This window comes from Pedobacter sp. KACC 23697 (assembly GCF_045348445.1).
Taxonomy (GTDB): Bacteria; Bacteroidota; Bacteroidia; order Sphingobacteriales; family Sphingobacteriaceae; genus Pedobacter.
The window spans coordinates 1,571,170-1,587,604 of the sequence record NZ_CP157485.1; the positions used below are offsets into that span (position 1 = coordinate 1,571,170).

General features: G+C 38.3%; 10 protein-coding genes. 5 read left to right on the top strand and 5 right to left on the bottom strand.

From position 1 onward, the window contains the following. Positions 1-162: 162 nt before the first annotated feature. Together ABEG20_RS06020 and ABEG20_RS06025 are read right to left on the bottom strand one after the other, a co-directional pair. A complete protein-coding gene (locus tag ABEG20_RS06020; protein WP_406826483.1) occupies positions 163-813 on the bottom strand; it encodes a uridine kinase in 651 nt (216 codons plus the stop codon). Next, the gene (locus ABEG20_RS06025; protein WP_406826484.1) at positions 810-2,330 is read right to left on the bottom strand and encodes a LysM peptidoglycan-binding domain-containing protein; all 1,521 of its coding nucleotides are present in this window, start codon (positions 2,328-2,330) and stop codon (positions 810-812) included. The genes ABEG20_RS06020 and ABEG20_RS06025 overlap by 4 nt, the downstream gene beginning before the upstream one ends. A 282-nt stretch (positions 2,331-2,612) precedes the next feature. Between ABEG20_RS06025 and ABEG20_RS06030 the strand changes: the two genes are divergently transcribed. The 4 genes from ABEG20_RS06030 (at position 2,613) to ABEG20_RS06045 (ending at position 10,159) form a co-directional block, all read left to right on the top strand. Then, on the top strand, positions 2,613-3,092 hold the full coding sequence (locus ABEG20_RS06030) for a Dps family protein (protein WP_406826485.1): 480 nt from the start codon (positions 2,613-2,615) through the stop codon (positions 3,090-3,092). Positions 3,093-3,198: 106 nt separating this feature from the next. Then, a complete protein-coding gene (locus tag ABEG20_RS06035) occupies positions 3,199-5,040 on the top strand; it encodes a UbiD family decarboxylase (protein WP_406826486.1) in 1,842 nt (613 codons plus the stop codon). 688 nt (positions 5,041-5,728) lie between these two features. Beyond that, the gene (locus tag ABEG20_RS06040) at positions 5,729-8,737 is read left to right on the top strand and encodes a SusC/RagA family TonB-linked outer membrane protein (RefSeq protein WP_406826487.1); all 3,009 of its coding nucleotides are present in this window, start codon (positions 5,729-5,731) and stop codon (positions 8,735-8,737) included. A gap of 24 nt (positions 8,738-8,761) precedes the next feature. Beyond that, complete coding sequence (locus ABEG20_RS06045) at positions 8,762-10,159, top strand: SusD/RagB family nutrient-binding outer membrane lipoprotein (RefSeq protein WP_406826488.1); 1,398 nt, start codon at positions 8,762-8,764, stop codon at positions 10,157-10,159. Positions 10,160-10,321: 162 nt separating this feature from the next. Here ABEG20_RS06045 and ABEG20_RS06050 read toward each other — a convergent pair whose 3' ends face one another. The 3 genes from ABEG20_RS06050 to ABEG20_RS06060 form a co-directional block, all read right to left on the bottom strand. Further along, on the bottom strand, positions 10,322-11,908 hold the full coding sequence (locus tag ABEG20_RS06050) for a hypothetical protein (RefSeq protein WP_406826489.1): 1,587 nt from the start codon (positions 11,906-11,908) through the stop codon (positions 10,322-10,324). Between the two features lie 218 nt (positions 11,909-12,126). Then, positions 12,127-13,650 carry an OmpP1/FadL family transporter gene (locus ABEG20_RS06055; protein ID WP_406826490.1) on the bottom strand — a complete coding sequence of 508 codons (1,524 nt, stop codon included), beginning with the start codon at positions 13,648-13,650 and terminating at the stop codon, positions 12,127-12,129. Between the two features lie 20 nt (positions 13,651-13,670). Beyond that, complete coding sequence (locus ABEG20_RS06060) at positions 13,671-14,651, bottom strand: hypothetical protein (RefSeq protein WP_406826491.1); 981 nt, start codon at positions 14,649-14,651, stop codon at positions 13,671-13,673. A gap of 196 nt (positions 14,652-14,847) precedes the next feature. Between ABEG20_RS06060 and proS the strand changes: the two genes are divergently transcribed. Continuing rightward, on the top strand, positions 14,848-16,320 hold the full coding sequence (gene proS, locus ABEG20_RS06065; protein WP_406826492.1) for a proline--tRNA ligase: 1,473 nt from the start codon (positions 14,848-14,850) through the stop codon (positions 16,318-16,320). The last annotated feature ends 115 nt before the right edge of the window (positions 16,321-16,435 follow it).

Here is a 16,435-nt window from a genome sequence, read left to right on the forward strand (position 1 = left end):
GACCAGGTGAAATTTCTTAAATAAGACTGGGGGGAATTGATGGTTTGTGAGGACAGAAATTACGGCCTTATAAATCTCGGCGATTAGGGTTTCAACTCCGCTCAGCTTGGCACTTTGTAATAAAAGAAGAAGTCAGGTTTTTAAAAAACCTGACTTCTTCTTTTATTGTATATCTACCAAAATACTATTCCTCAAGTCATTCGAAATATCTTCTGTGATGGCAATAATTTCGTCAGGTTCATTGGTATTATTCATCACTACCTTGTTGCATTGTTCGCGATATGGTAATAAATATTCTTTATAGGCAGGAACAACGTGGTTGTGCCATTTGTACAATACATCGTCTTCAGGATAGCCCCGTTCTAAACCATCGCGTTTAATGCGTCGGTCTAAAGCCACCTGTTCATCAGCATCTACGAAAATACTATGATCTAATAGGGCTGCAATTTCTTTAAAATGAAGAATGAAAAGCCCTTCAACAATAATGATAGGGGCTGATTTAATCTCCAGAATTTTTACAACTGCCAGTGGATTGTTAAAGTTGTATTCCTTTTTATAAACCACTTCACCATTGATAAGCTGTTTAATATCTCGTAAAAACTGTTCGCTATCAATGGTTGAGGGGAGGTCAAAATTATATAGTTTGTTTTCCTCCTGCGTCATATCTCCGGCCGGAATATAATAATCATCTTGTGATACGAGTGTTACTTCATCCTGTTTAAAATGATGAAGAAAGCAGTTTAAGAAAAATGTTTTACCCGATCCACTACCGCCGGCAATCCCAATTATAAATGGTTTTTTGTTTACACTCATTGAGCACTATAGGTTAAATTGCAGAAAAAACGTTTGTCTAAAGCACCCAATGAATCGGCTACAGCTTTAGTCATGACAAGGATAACATCTTTTGTAGATTCGTTCTCTGTAAATTTACCAACAACTTTGGCAAAGGTAGTACGGTTGGTCATCGGGTTGGTAATTTTGATTACCCTGCCAACAGGTGCTGTACGGTGTAAAACCAACATTTTTGTGCCATCAAGGTCCTGATCAGCAATCCAAACGGCTGTGCCCTTTTCTTCGATCTGGCTTAAGCCGTATACGCTCGGATCCCGGCGAAGTTTAGGATCTTTAACCATGGTACTGTCTGGCTCATTTTCCTGTTCTTCTTTCGATAGATCATTTACCGATCTGGGCTGAGGCGGTTTAGGAATAACCAGTTTCTGATCAACTTTAATATTATTATCCTCAAGTTTATTTGCTGTTCTGATCTGATATGCTGTTAAATTGTATTTTTTAGCAATCGAAAAAATGTTTTCTCCTGTAGCAACGGTATGGATAAAACTCTCTTCTTTTGCAGCAGGTGTTTCTTTTACCTTTGTTTCTGCCTGCTTTTCTTTTGGAACCTGAACTTCAGTAACAATACCTCCAGGTACCTTCAAAACCTGCCCGATGGTGATGGCATTATCAGGAAGATTATTCAAGGTCCTGATCTGGTAAGCCGTAACGCCATATTGTTTGGCAATGGTAAAGATCGTTTCGTTCCTTAAAACGGTATGTGTGCCTGCCGCATCTGTAGATTTGCTTTCCTGTGCCGGTTTTTCTTCAACAGCAGCTACTACTTTATTTTCATCAATATTTTTAGTTGCCGGGATTTTAAGCTTCTGCCCAATCCGAAGATTATTGCCTGAAAGATTGTTGGCTTTTTTTACTTCTTCAACTGTAGTACCGTATTTTTCTGCAATTTTTCCTAAAAATTCTTTTGCCGCTACGGTATGTTCGATCATGGTTTGATCTGACGGAGACGTATTGCTTACAGTTGATACTGTATTGATTTTTGCAGGAGCAGTAACTGGCAGTTCAGCTGCTGTAGCCTGTGTTCCGTTTTTTGCCGGTATTTTTAAAACCTGACCGATGCTTAGACTATTGTTTTTTAACTGATTTAATGCCTTAATTTCATTTATGGTGGTGCCATATTTTTCAGCCAGCATATTTAAGTTTTCTTTTGCCTTAACGGTATGCTCAATCACATTGGCAGTAGCAGGAATTGTTTCCGTATTCGATGATCCGATAGCCGTAAAAGGAACATTTGTAGGGACTTTGATGATTACCCCAACCTGTAGATATTTATTGTTGTTAAAAGCCATAATATCCTTTGGAGAAACATTGTATCTTCTCCCGATCGAATAATAAGTGTCTTTTGCTACAGTTTGGTGAACGATGAGTTTTTTGCCATTATTATTTTCTACACCGATAGAGTCTCTTGCTGTGTTGGCTTTTGCACCGGCCATATTTAAGGCAAATAACACAACAGCAGATAAATATATTTTATGCATTTATTTTTATATAAATTTCTAAATCAAGGAGCGCAATTATACGAATAATATTGTTAACCATCTTAAGCTGAACTGTCGGCTTTTAAGTAAAAACAAGATGGTTTTAATCTTATTGTATTGATATGCTATTCATTCACAAATATTTATGTTAACCTCCCTTTGTTTATTTTCAGCTATTAAACGATTTAATAAATAACCTATTGTTCAAAAGACAAAATTGAGCAAACTTTTATAGATGTTGTTTGTTACGTTCTCATCAAAAACATTATAAATCATAATAAAATGGACGCGAAAGAAATAAGTTTGAATGAAAAAGAAGTTAAGCCGGTTGTAGATCTGTTAAACGATTACTTAGCTAATTATCATATTCATTATCAAAAATTAAGAGGTTGCCACTGGAACATTAAAGGACAGAATTTTTTTACGCTTCATGTAAAGTTTGAAGAATTATATACTAATGCGCAGCTGACCATTGATGAGATTGCAGAGCGTGTGTTAACTTTAGGTAAACCGCCACACAGCCGTTTTGCCGATTACATTAAAGAATCGAAAATTAAGGAGGTGGATACCATTGGGATGAGAGATTTAGATATGGTTGAAGCCATTTTGGAAGATATGGCTACGCTGATCGAGCTGGAGCGTGAAGTAATGGAAGCATCCGAGCAGGCCGGTGATGACGGAACTAATGATATGGTGAACAAGTTTATGCAGTTTAAAGAGAAAAATACCTGGATGTTGCGTTCTTTTGCTGGTAAGAAATAATATCATTATTGGTAGGTTGTTGGCCTTGTATAAGTAGATTTATTGTAAAATCTGCTTATACGAGGCTTTTTTGTTTCATAGAAAGTCTAATTATTTATCTTTGGACATGGCATATAAAAGTTTAGCAGCATGTGTTTCCGACCTAGAACAGCACGGTCATCTGATCAGGATAAAAGAAGAAGTAGATCCTTATTTAGAAATGGCAGCCATCCATTTACGGGTTTATGAAAGTAAAGGACCAGCTATTCTGTTTGAGAAGGTTAAAGGAAGTCCGTTTCCTGCAGTTTCTAATTTATTTGGGACTTTAGAAAGGTCAAAGTTCATTTTCAGGGATACCTTACCTAAAGTGCAGCAGTTGGTTTCGTTGAGGAACGATCCCATGAAAGCATTAAAAAATCCTTTCAAATACGTTGGCTCGGCCATGTCGGCTTTATCTGCGCTGCCGCTAAAAACACCTTCTGCTAAAAGTAAGTTTTTGAAAACGAGCATTAGCCAGTTACCGCAGATTGTGAACTGGCCTATGGATGGCGGACCTTTTGTTACCATGCCACAGGTGTATACGGAAGATATAGAAAAGCCTGGTGTTATGCATGCAAACCTTGGAATGTATCGCATTCAATTAAGCGGAAACGATTATATCCAAGATAAAGAAATTGGCTTGCATTATCAGATTCACAGGGGAATAGGCGTACATCAATCGAAAGCCAATGCCTTGGGGCAGCCTTTAAAGGTGAGTGTTTTTGTTGGTGGGCCACCTTCACATCCATTGGCTGCCGTAATGCCTTTACCAGAGGGCTTGTCGGAAATGACTTTTGCAGGTGCGCTGGGTGACAGACGCTTCCGCTATTTTTATGATGATGAAGGATTTTGCATTTCAGCAGATGCTGATTTTATCATTACAGGAACCGTTTATCCAAATGAAAATAAGCCTGAAGGTCCTTTTGGTGATCATTTAGGCTATTACAGTTTAACACATCCATTTCCTTTAATGAAAGTGCACAATGTGTATCATAAAAAGGATGCCATATGGTCATTTACGGTAGTCGGTCGCCCTCCACAAGAGGATACCAGTTTTGGTGCATTGATTCATGAAATTACAGGTTCTGCCATTCCGCAGGAGATACATGGATTAAAAGAGGTGCATGCAGTAGACGCAGCTGGTGTTCATCCCCTGCTTTTTGCGATAGGCAGCGAACGTTATACACCTTATTTAAAAGAAAGAAGACCACAGGAGATTTTAACGATTGCCAATCACATTTTAGGTAAAAACCAATTGAGCTTGGCTAAATATCTTTTTATAGCGGCTAAAGAAGATGATCAGCAATTGAGCACCCATCATATTGAAGATTTTATCAGGCATATATTAGAACGCGTAGATTTAACCAGAGATGTTCATTTTTATACCAATACCACCATTGATACGTTGGATTACAGTGGAGATGGCTTAAACAGCGGATCAAAAGTGGTCATTGCAGCGGCAGGGGATAAGCGAAGGGAATTATGGGATAAGATTCCTGAAGGGTTGAAACTGAGCGATGACTTTTACCAACCTAAAATGGCCATGCCAGGGGTTTTGGTTCTGGAAAGCAATAAGTATTTAAACCCCGATAAAACGGCCGCAGAAATTGCGCTGCTAAATATGGTATTAATGGATCAGGATTTATCCGGTTTACCCTTAATTATACTGGCAGATGACTCTATATTCACTGCTGCAACAATTGATAACCTGGTGTGGGTAACTTTTACAAGAAGCAATCCGGCTGCAGATATTTACGGCATCAACGATTTTAGCATTAATAAACACTGGGGCTGTAAAGGCCCGATGATTATCGATGCAAGAAAAAAGCCCCACCATGCGCCCGAATTGATTAAGGATGGAGCTATAGAGGCTAAACTAGAGGAAATGGCTCAGGAAGGCGGAGCACTTTATGGGCTTTTTAATCGCTAGTTTTTGTAGTTAGAAACCGAGATCATTCTTTAGCTGGCAGAAATTGCAATACCTGCCAGTGGGTAAGTCAAATAAGGTATAGTGGATTCTCCAAGTAAACCGGGTGAGAAAGTATTTTGTATTGTGCAATCTATAGTAGCATCTTGAATTTAGTCACAGACATCTTGAGATCACTAAATCGCAAACAGATATTATTTGGCAAAGCTGCCATTTACCGCATCCACTAACTGGGTAGTCATTCTCCCATGCGGCAATCTTTAAGCATTACTAAAATATTATTCATAAGTTTTCTCTTTTCACTGGCATTCATAAGCAATTTTTGATTCCCCTCCGTTAGCTATCTGATCAAGTTGAATAACCCGCTTAGCCTGTAATTCTAAAAAAAAAAAGTCAGTTATGTTAGTTTTGTGCTACAAATGATCTTTTAGGGTGATATTTTTTTGAGTTGGGTGTCCCTGACTTTATAATTTTAGGTGGTGATGGTAGATCATATTGGTATATACTTAGAATACATGAATTAAATCCTTAAAACCAGTAGTTTTTGAAATAAATACAATTAAAATGATTGGAATTTTCAAAATGAACCAGACGTTTGTGTTAATTTATGATTAGTACGGGTTAAAATTATCATTTAATCTGGCTTTTTATAAGCCTAATTTTGGTCATACAACTAACTAAACCGAAAACAATGACCAAACTAAAGATTACCTTCTTCACATTGGCCATGCTCTGTTTTGTACAGATTTATGGTCAAACGTCGCTTATTAGTGGCAAAATTACTGACGTAAAGGGACAGCCAATTCCAGGTATCTCAGTAAAAGTTAAAGGAACAACCGGCGGTACTTCTTCTGATGCGAAGGGGATATTTTCCATTAATAGTACAAATCCTGCTACACTTATTTTTAGTGGAATTGGCTACATTAACAAAGAATTTGCATATAACGGACAAAGCAACATTACTATTGTTTTAAGTGAAGACCAGCAAAACCTAAATGAGATTGTGGTAACTGCCTTGGGTGTAAAACGCGAAAAGCGAAATTTAACCTATAGTTCGCAAGAAGTAAAAGGCGATCAGATTACCCAATCTAAAGAACCTAACCTGGTAAATGCATTGGCGGGTAAAGTTTCGGGGGTACAGATAACCAGCTCTTCTGGCACGCCAGGAAGTTCATCCCGCATAGTAATCAGGGGTGCAAATTCCCTCTATGGTAATAATGAGGCCTTAATGGTAATTGATGGTATTCCGGTCAATAATGACGAAACGGGTAACCTAAACTCCGGGCCTGGTACCAATCGTATTGCCGATCTTGATCCCAATATTATTGAAAGCATCAATGTATTAAAAGGCGGTGCCGCAACGGCATTGTACGGATCGGATGGGGCAAAAGGGGTAATCATTATCACCACCAAGAATGGTGGACTTAATAAAAAGCCCAGTATCAGCTTTTCTTCTTCCTTTTCGATGGAGAAACCGCTGTTACCAGAAATCCAGAATAAATATTCCTTAGGTTCTAACGGTGTGTACTTTGATGGTGTAAACCAAAAAACCAGCACCTCCTGGGGTGCAAGAATGGATACCTTAAAAATCAACGGCCAGCCAGCACCGTTGTATAATCAGTCTGATTTGTTTTTTAAAACAGGCAAAACATACTCAAATACAGTAGCTATTACCGGTGGCAGTGCTTATAATTCTTATTTTTTATCCTATACCAATTTTGCTCAGGACGGAACAGTACCAACCACATCATTCGATCGTAATACGCTTTTTGGAAAATTTACTACGCAGATTGTAAAAGATTTGAATGTTACTTTTTCCTTAAATTATGCCAATACCAAAAACCGCCGTTTACCAGAAGGTTATGCTTTAGAAAGCCCGGTATGGACTATTTTTTCGGCACCGGTATCTTATAATTTGCAACCTTCTACAAATCCCGATGGGAGCCAGCGTTTATATCGTTTCTCCCGTAATAATCCTTACTGGGTGTTAGATAATATTAGTAATACTTCAATAGTTAACCGTTTTCTGCCCACATTTACTGCCGATTATAAGCCACTAAACTGGTTAACCATTACAGAACGTTTTGGTGCTGATGTATATGTAGAGCAGGGCAAATACACGGAATCTTTGCTTTCAGTTTCTAATCCCAATGGAAGGATTGTAAATAATAATACCAATTTCAGACAATACAATAACGATTTGATGCTGAATGCGAATAAAAGTTTTGGAGATTTTAACATCGAAGCTTTACTCGGAAACAACATCATCTCTACTTATTCACAAAATGGTTATGCCAATGGTTTGGGTATTACCATTCCCGGGTTTAATAACATTGGTTCCACTTCTACAGTTAAGTTTACCGAAACCAGTTACCTCACACGCAAAGTAGGTTTTTATCTGCAATCTAATATTGATTACAAGAAGTTCATTATCCTATCTCTAACTGGTAGGTATGATGGGGCTTCAGTGCTGGCTAAAGACAATACTTTTTACCCATATGGTTCGGCTGCCACGAGTTTTATTTTCTCTAATTTCTTTTCGCCAGGCCTTTCCAATGTGATGAACTTTGGTAAACTTCGCGTATCATACAGTACTGTGGGTAATGCAAGTATTGGTGCCTATAGCTTACTCACACCATACGAGTCGCAAACGATAAGAAACACCACTTTCCCTTACCAGGGACAATCAGGTTTCTTAATCAGCCAGACCCTTAACAATCCCAATCTTAAAAACGAACGTATAAACGAGGTTGAAATTGGCTTGGAAACCGGTTTCTTTAAAAGCCGTATAGGTTTAGAAGTTACCTATTTTGATAAGAAAACCAAAAACGGGATTATCCCAACGGTTGCTTTGGCGCCCTCAACCGGTTTTAATGCTACAAGTGTAAATTCTGCATCGATGCGCAACCGTGGTATTGAAGTGCTGTTAAATGCCAAACCCATTACCACGAAAGATTTTAGCTGGGATTTGACTATTAATTACAGCCGCATCAGAAACAAAGTGCTTTCTATTTATAAAGACCTGAACCAGGTTGGCAATGGCTTCACCTTTATTTTTGTTAATCAGCCTTATGGTGTTATTTATGGCACCCGTTATGCCCGTAATGCGTCCGGACAATTATTGACAGATGATACCGGTCTTCCTTTTGCTGCCGATACTCAGGGGATTATTGGTGACATTAATCCGGATTGGATGGGGGGCATTGTAAATAATTTCAAGTATAAGCAATTTACTTTCAGTTTCTCTTTTGACATGAAAAAGGGGGGAGACATTCAAAATAATGTAGATGGTTATGGCTATTTTTATGGTACACCAAAGGTTACAGAAGATCGCGGTCCGAGGGTAGTGGAGGGTATTAATGCTACAACCGGTTTGCCAAATACGGTTTCGGTGTCGGGACAGGCCTATTATCAGCGTGTAAATAGTGTTTTAGAATCTGTAATTCAGGATGGAACTTATGTGAAATTACGTAATGTAAGCCTCGGTTATAATTTAAAACCAGAGTGGCTGCAAAAATCACCTTTTAAAACCATTGGTTTTCAGGTAACGGGCCGCAACCTTTGGATTTATGCTCCACACTTTACAGGTGGTGATCCGGAGGTTAGCTCATTTGGCTCATCAAATGGTTCGCAAGGGATTTATTCGTTCTCCACGCCAACCTCACGATCTGTTGACTTTAGTTTGAAATTGACCTTATAGACCTTAACAACTAGCAATAATAACATGAAAAAGATATATTTTATTTTAGTATTTGCCCTAATGGTAGCATTGGCGGGATGCAAAAAATACCTTGATGTAAACGATGATCCCAACAGACCAATTGATGTTAAAGAGTCGTTGATGTTGCCACCAATACAAATGCTGATCTCTCAAAATATCAATGCATCTGGTGATGGAAATTTAAGTGTAGTGCTGCAACAATATATGCAGGTAATGGCACTTAACCAGGTGGCGCCAAATTTTGGAACTTATTTGATGTACAATATTGATATGGATGGCGACTGGAACAATGTATATGTTAGAACCCTGAATAACCTAAACCTTTTAAAAATGAAGGCTGCAGCTGGTGGTAATTTTAAGTATACCGCAATTGCTAAAATTCTTACAGCTTATACACTCGGGTATGCAACAGATGCATGGGGCGACATTCCCTATAGTCAGGCATTTCTGGGAATAAACCAGGCGACTCCGGTTTACGATAGTCAGCAGCAAATTTATGCTCAGATTCAAACCTTATTGGATGAGGGCATTGCTGATATTGGCAAGAATGCCGGGCTTACACCCGGAAGTGACGATTACATCTATGCCGGTGACATGGCGAAGTGGAAAAAACTGGCCTATACTTTAAAAGCACGTTATTATATGCATTTAAGTAAAGCACCGGGAAACACGGCAACAGCACAGGCGCAACTGGCTTTAAATGCTATAAACAATGGCATGCAAAGTAATGATGATGATGCAAAAATTGCTTTTAGTGGTGCTGCCGGTGCGGAAAATCCATGGCAGCAGAATTTTTTACCAGCTAGCACATTTGTCCTGGCCAATACTTTTGTTGATGCTTTTACAACACGTAATGACCCTCGGCTAAGCAAAATGGTTAAACCAGCAAAACAAACTGGTTTATATACTGGCAGAGAAATCGGCCTGCCCGAAATCGGAAGTCTGGAGTCTTATTCCATTCCTGCCGATTTTTATGCCGGTGCGAATGCGAATAACTACCTCGTAAATTATACCGAAGCCTTGTTTATTAAAGCTGAAGCTACTTTGGTCGCATCAGGTTTTGCAGCTGCACAACCTTTTTACCAGGAGGGGATAAAGCAGCACATGACTAAAGTTGGAGTCAGTACTGCCGATATAAATACATATATTGCTTCAAGGGGAACACTTACCGCTGCAAATGCACTCCGTTTAATTATGGAAGAGAAATCTATCTCTAATTTCCTAAATGCAGAGAATTATACCGATTGGCGCCGTACCGGATTCCCGGTTTTAACGAAAGTGAAAAATGCGCTTTCAGAGATTCCTAGACGGGTACTCTATCCCAATACAGAAATTGTCGCCAATCCACAACCGCAGCAAAAGGCCAAACTTACAGACAGGTTGTGGTGGGATGTGAATTAAATAAATTAGTTTAGTAAATAGTGATAAGGGTATCCAGGATTGGGTATCCTTTTTTGTTTAGATTAAATATTTGATTTATTTTTTTGCAAATTTAGGATGGCCCAGATTAACAGGATTGGGCCATCCGATATTAAGCTATTTTAACAGTTCATGTTCAAATAACTATCTGATTTTTTTGGGTTCAACTGAGATAAGCATTGAACCAGTTGATACATCGTTGGTTACGTATCTATCTTTATAGTATGGTGGTTGACTACCATCACGAGGTGGTCTTGAAGGTGTGTATTCTACTCTTTCTTTCCTTAAGATAATTGGAGTTGAAAATTCTAATATACCTTCTCCAAGATCATCAGAGCCAACAGTAGTTTTAACTTGAAAAGAGTTAGTATTGCTTTCTGTCAGAGTAGCTCCAAATTTTGCTCCTACTTTTACCTTTTCCCCAAAACCTACGTCATATTGAAAATTTGTTGCGTAAGTAGTAGTGTTTGTGTATGATAATGTAATATCTTGAGAGAGATCAAACTCTTTTGCAATAAATTTCCACTGTGAGCCATAATTTTCTAGATCCCATGCAGCTATGGGTTCATTTAAAAAGCATTCCTTAGGTGTTATACTTACTCTGTAATGTCGTAAAGAATTGCCATCTCTTTGATAAACTACATCAAACAAATCTGATCCTTTTAACGAAAAAGCTTTTTCAATTTGAGAACTTCCACCATTTTTGGAATTTATTAAAATGCTTATCCTAATATCAAAATATCCGTCAGTCCAGAGTACCGGAAGAGGGCGATCGCCTGGACGATATGAATATTCGTCAACTGATTTGGGATCGCTATCGCTATCGCTTATTTTTCCGTAATTATTATCTTTTAATTTTATTGATACTATATGCTCCTGGTAGGAGTTGTTAAATTTTCCTCTGGTAACATTTTGAGCAGGATTTAGCCCATAATATATATAATCTCTATGCCAGTCTAGCCCTAAATCAAAAGCTTCAATTACTCTTTCGTCAATTGTTCTTTCAGGTATGTTTGTTACAAGCGGAAGATCGACATATCTTGATGTTTTTTCAGGATGTAGAGCACTTTGTAGTAGATTTTTTGCAGATGGGTTTGCTATAGATCTATTGAAGGCTTTATTAACAAAGGATAAGCTAACAAATGAGTTTTTTAATGAGATTTTATTGCCAGGTGAATTCTTTAATGTTACTCTTTCATTTTCTTTAACAACCACCACCGGGTATCCAGGAACAAGACCGAATGGAACTTCAGTTTTTTCTCCTTTAGCATTATATAGTGTCACTTTATCATAAATTTTAGTTGCTGGAGACACAGCTACTAAAGGTAATTCAGTATTTGTATCCCAGCTTTGCGGTGTAAAATTTGGTATCTCTGGAACCATTATGGTTAAGGTGGGAAGATTTTCTATTGCTTTATCAAAATCTAATTTAGACGGAGCATATTGAGCTATTATTTGGTAAAATGTTTTTCCTCCATGTATTTGTTCATCTTTTACCATTTGAAAAAGGACATCGTTGTCCATGTCGAATTGTTTAAGTGCTTCATTTTTGATAAACAATCTTAAATCGGGTTCCTTTTCTAGAGCAGCGGCCAAGACTTTAGAAAATGCAGCTTTTGAATCCTGTTTTTCCGTTGTTGTTAGTTCTGGCATTTGGTCTGTCTTCCTGTTTTCTTTCTTACATGAAAATAACACAGTAATAACTAAAATGCAATAAATTTTATTTTTCATAATTAGGTTTTTATTTAACTGTAATATTAGTTAAAATATCTAACTTGTATGTTTAATATTTTATTTATATATAATTAATTATATATTTTATTTTAATAGGATATTACACATATGTATTTAATATTTGTTTTTTAATTATTAGGGATGTAAAAAATTATGTTTCCAAAAAAAAGCCATAGCCTCATCGAGGCTATGGCTTTCAATAATTTATTATTTTTTTAAAATCTTACCCCAAAAGTTAGGAAAACATTATTTCTATTATTTTTAACCTGTGCAACAGGTTCAGAAAAATTGTAAAGCTCGTATGGGGAAGAGTTAAAGTTGGTTTGTAGGTTTTGATAGGCTACGTCGAAATAGTAATTATCTATACGATAACCAATGCCTCCGGTGTAATATTGTGATTGAAAAAATGACTTGTCTCCGCCTTTAATTCCATTACCATTTAACCCGTAGCCACCCCTCAAACTAACCTGAGGACTCACCTTAATTTCAGCTCCAATACGGTAATTAATGGCTTCTTTATAAAAATCCTTTACATCTTGATTATTTACTCGTATGGTGGTTAAATCAGAACCATTATCTGCCGAGAAGCGTATAGAAGAATAATCAATATAATCTACGTCTGCTGAAATTAAGGCCATATTTCCAATTATGTAACTTAATCCTGCTGATGCTTTTAAAGGCGTGCGCAGATTATAAGTGAATGTGTAATATTTAGGGCTATTGCTAAAACTGTCAGGGCCATTATTACTATTTCCACCTAGGTTAGCTTGTAAAGTCTCAGAAACGTTATCTTGGATATTCATCCAAGTAGGGGTTTGAAAATTAACGCCTATCCTTAATTCATTAACAGGCCTAAAGATCATTCCTAATTTTAGATTAAAACCTCCTCCTTTAGTCTCCTGATTTCTAAAATGGTTTAAGCTGTAGTTTTCATTACCCGAAAAACTATTCTGTTTTTCATTATACCAATTTGAAATGCCAGATTCTGTAAAAGCCGCATCGCTAATGTATTTAACATTAACAAAACTTGCGGTAGCCCCCAGATACAGTTTATTGGCAAAATTTAATGCCCCAGCTACATTGAATTCAGATGTAGAACCCAATCTGTTTTCTATCCAAGTCTGATTGAAGCTGTTGTTGCCAAAAGGAGCTGCTGAATAACTGTTTGTAAAACCTGGTGCTCCGTAATTGATTAATGTGCTCCGATAAGCATCACCAGCAACGGTTCCGTCAATACCAATATCATTTGCTTGGTCAACATATGCATTTCTTATCGAATTTGCACTATTGATACCATTGTAGCTTATATTATTTAAAAAATCATTATTTCTTGAGTAACTTAATCCGAATACTGTGCTTACTAAACCTTTGCTAACATCAGATCCTTTCATTTTAGCTGCGGGGCTATAAAATACTACACCAATATTGTTCAGGTTAATCTGGCTTTTATTAGCCTCAGTGTTATTTCCTAAATACGCACTGTTATTAGATACAGAATTAAATTCAGGGGTTATGCTAAATTCTGATTTGGTAAACAATCCTAGCCCGGCAGGATTTGCGCTAATGGAGCCGATGTCTCCACCAACGCCAATTTGCGCACCAGCCATTCCTTTAAAACGGGCAGAGCTACCATAATTGGTTTGAGAAAAACGGAATGCATCAGGTGCATAACTTTGGGCATATGTTGTCCCCATAGCAGCTACTGTAGCTACTAGGGAAGCTAGAATGATTTTTTTCATTTGTGTGTTTAGTATCTTAATTAACCTCTCCCTGCTCTTGATGGACGGGAACCGCCTCCGGTAGAACCACCACCTCCATATGATCCGCCACCACTACTGCCTCTGCTCGTTGGAGGAGGGGAATAAGTAGGTCTGCTTTCTGTTCTTTGTGGTTGGGGTGAATAATTTTCATTTCTGCCGGGTCTCGAGCCACTTACATCAGGTCTTGAATAGCCATTATTTCCATTCGCCTGGCTTCTGGTAGGTCTGCCGGCATTGTTGTTTGGTGCATATGAAACACCATTTTGATTTACCATACCAGACCGGCTAGGTCTGCCAGCATTATTTCCGCTATTATTTCCATAACCTCTGCTCGTCATCGTATTTCCGGGTCTTGGTCTGTAATTTGAATTGCTATAAACGCCACCGCCATAGTATCCGCCGCCGATACCCCAGCCTCCGCCGTAATATCCACCACCCCAACCAAAACGGTCGTAGTATGAGTAAGGCCCCCAGGCATTCCATGCCCAGGGATTATTCCAGCCGAAGCCATAGTTGCCATAGTAAAATGGATTATTCCAGATGCTGCCGAAGCCCCATCCTCCGCCATAACCGAAGCCGCCGCCCCAGCCACCTAAACCATAGCCACTATTCCAGCCTAAACCAATACCTAAATAGTTGGATGGCCCATAACTGCTGCCGTAATAATAATTATCGAAATAGGGATCATAATAACCCTGAAAGCTATATCCGTTATGAAAGCGGTTTATCCTGGAGGAATAATCCATGTCATAATATGGATTGCTTGTTCCATAATACTCATCATATTCTTCCTGACCGTTATTTTGATACTGTGCCTGTTGATTTTGAGAAGGGAGAACAACCTCCACCTCTCTGGCTTTCGCAACAGAATTATACACATCATCAACTGGCTTAGTTTGAGCCAATTTTGATGTTGAGCACGAGGCCGCCAGCCCTGCAGCGGCAATCATGACAATGGGTAAGAATTGAATTGGTTTCATTGTGTTTATATTTAGTTGTGTGTGTTTACTTATTTAATAAACAAATCAAAAGTAACTAATTATTGCCTATTTTTTTACTCCAAAAACGGCCGCAAAATAATTGGGGTTATTGTTAATCGTTTGTAGGCATAAATTTATAAATTTGCCATCTAATTTTAAACTTTTTAACGTACAAATTACGTTCCAAATACATAAGATGAGCAAAGAAATTACAAGTAGGGAAGCAGATTATTCCCAGTGGTATAACGATATCGTATTAAAAGCAGATTTGGCAGAGCACTCTGCTGTGCGCGGTTGCATGGTGATAAAGCCAAATGGCTATGCTATATGGGAAAAAATGCAGGCGATACTCGATAAAATGTTTAAAGATACCGGACATCAAAATGCTTATTTTCCATTATTCATTCCAAAGTCATTTTTTTCAAAGGAAGCTTCTCACGTTGAGGGCTTTGCGACAGAATGTGCTGTTGTAACACATTATCGACTTAAAAATGATGGTAATGGCAACATCGTCGTTGATGAAACTGCCAAATTGGAAGAGGAACTAATTGTTCGGCCAACTTCAGAAACCATTATTTGGAATACCTATAAGGGATGGATCCAGTCCTACCGTGATTTACCAATACTCATCAACCAATGGGCGAACGTGGTAAGATGGGAAATGCGTACCCGGTTATTTTTACGTACAGCAGAGTTTTTATGGCAGGAAGGGCACACCGCACACGCAACAGCAGAAGAGGCCATTGAAGAAACAGAACGCATGTTGCATATTTATGCCGATTTTGCAGAAAATTGGTTGGCAGTTCCGGTAATCAGAGGACGTAAATCGCCGAATGAGCGTTTTGCAGGTGCTTTAGATACCTATTGCATTGAAGCTTTAATGCAGGATGGTAAAGCTTTACAGGCTGGTACATCGCACTTTTTGGGTCAGAATTTTGCAAAAGCTTTTGATGTTAAATTTACGGGCAAAGATGGAAAATTAGATCATGTCTGGGCTACTTCGTGGGGTGTTTCTACACGCTTAATGGGGGCATTAATTATGGCGCACAGTGATGATTCCGGATTGATTATTCCACCTAAACTGGCACCGATCCAGGTGGTTATTGTTCCGATTTATAAAAGTGATGAGGATCTTTCTAAAATCTCCGCATACGTGAACGAACTAAGCTTACGTTTAAAAGGTATGGGAATTTCGGTTAAATATGATGATCGTGATACGCAACGCCCGGGCTTTAAATTTGCAGATTACGAAATGAAAGGTGTGCCGGTACGTATTGCAATCGGTGGCCGCGACCTGGAGAATAAAACCGTAGAAATTGCCCGCAGGGATACCAAAGTTAAACAAACGGTACCACAGGAAGGCCTGGATATTTACGTAGCCAAATTATTGGAAGATATTCAGCAAAGCATGTTCAACAAGGCATTGGCGTATCGCGATGAGCACATTACTGAAGCCAACAGTTATCAGGAGTTTCAGGAATTGTTAGATACCAAAGCTGGTTTTATTTCCGCACATTGGGATGGAACGCCAGAAACAGAGCAAAAAATAAAAGAAGAAACGAAAGCAACAATCCGTTGTATTCCGTTAGATAATAAACTGGAGGATGGGGTTTGTATTTATTCAGGTAAACCATCTATTCAGAGAGTGCTTTTTGCACGGGCATATTAGGTCAGTCGTGGGTTTGGAGTCGTGAGTCTCCTTGCACATGTTTTTAAAATAAGTTTAGAGTTGTTGGTCACAAGAATTTTTTGACTAATGATCTTAATATACGAGTTAGATGTGA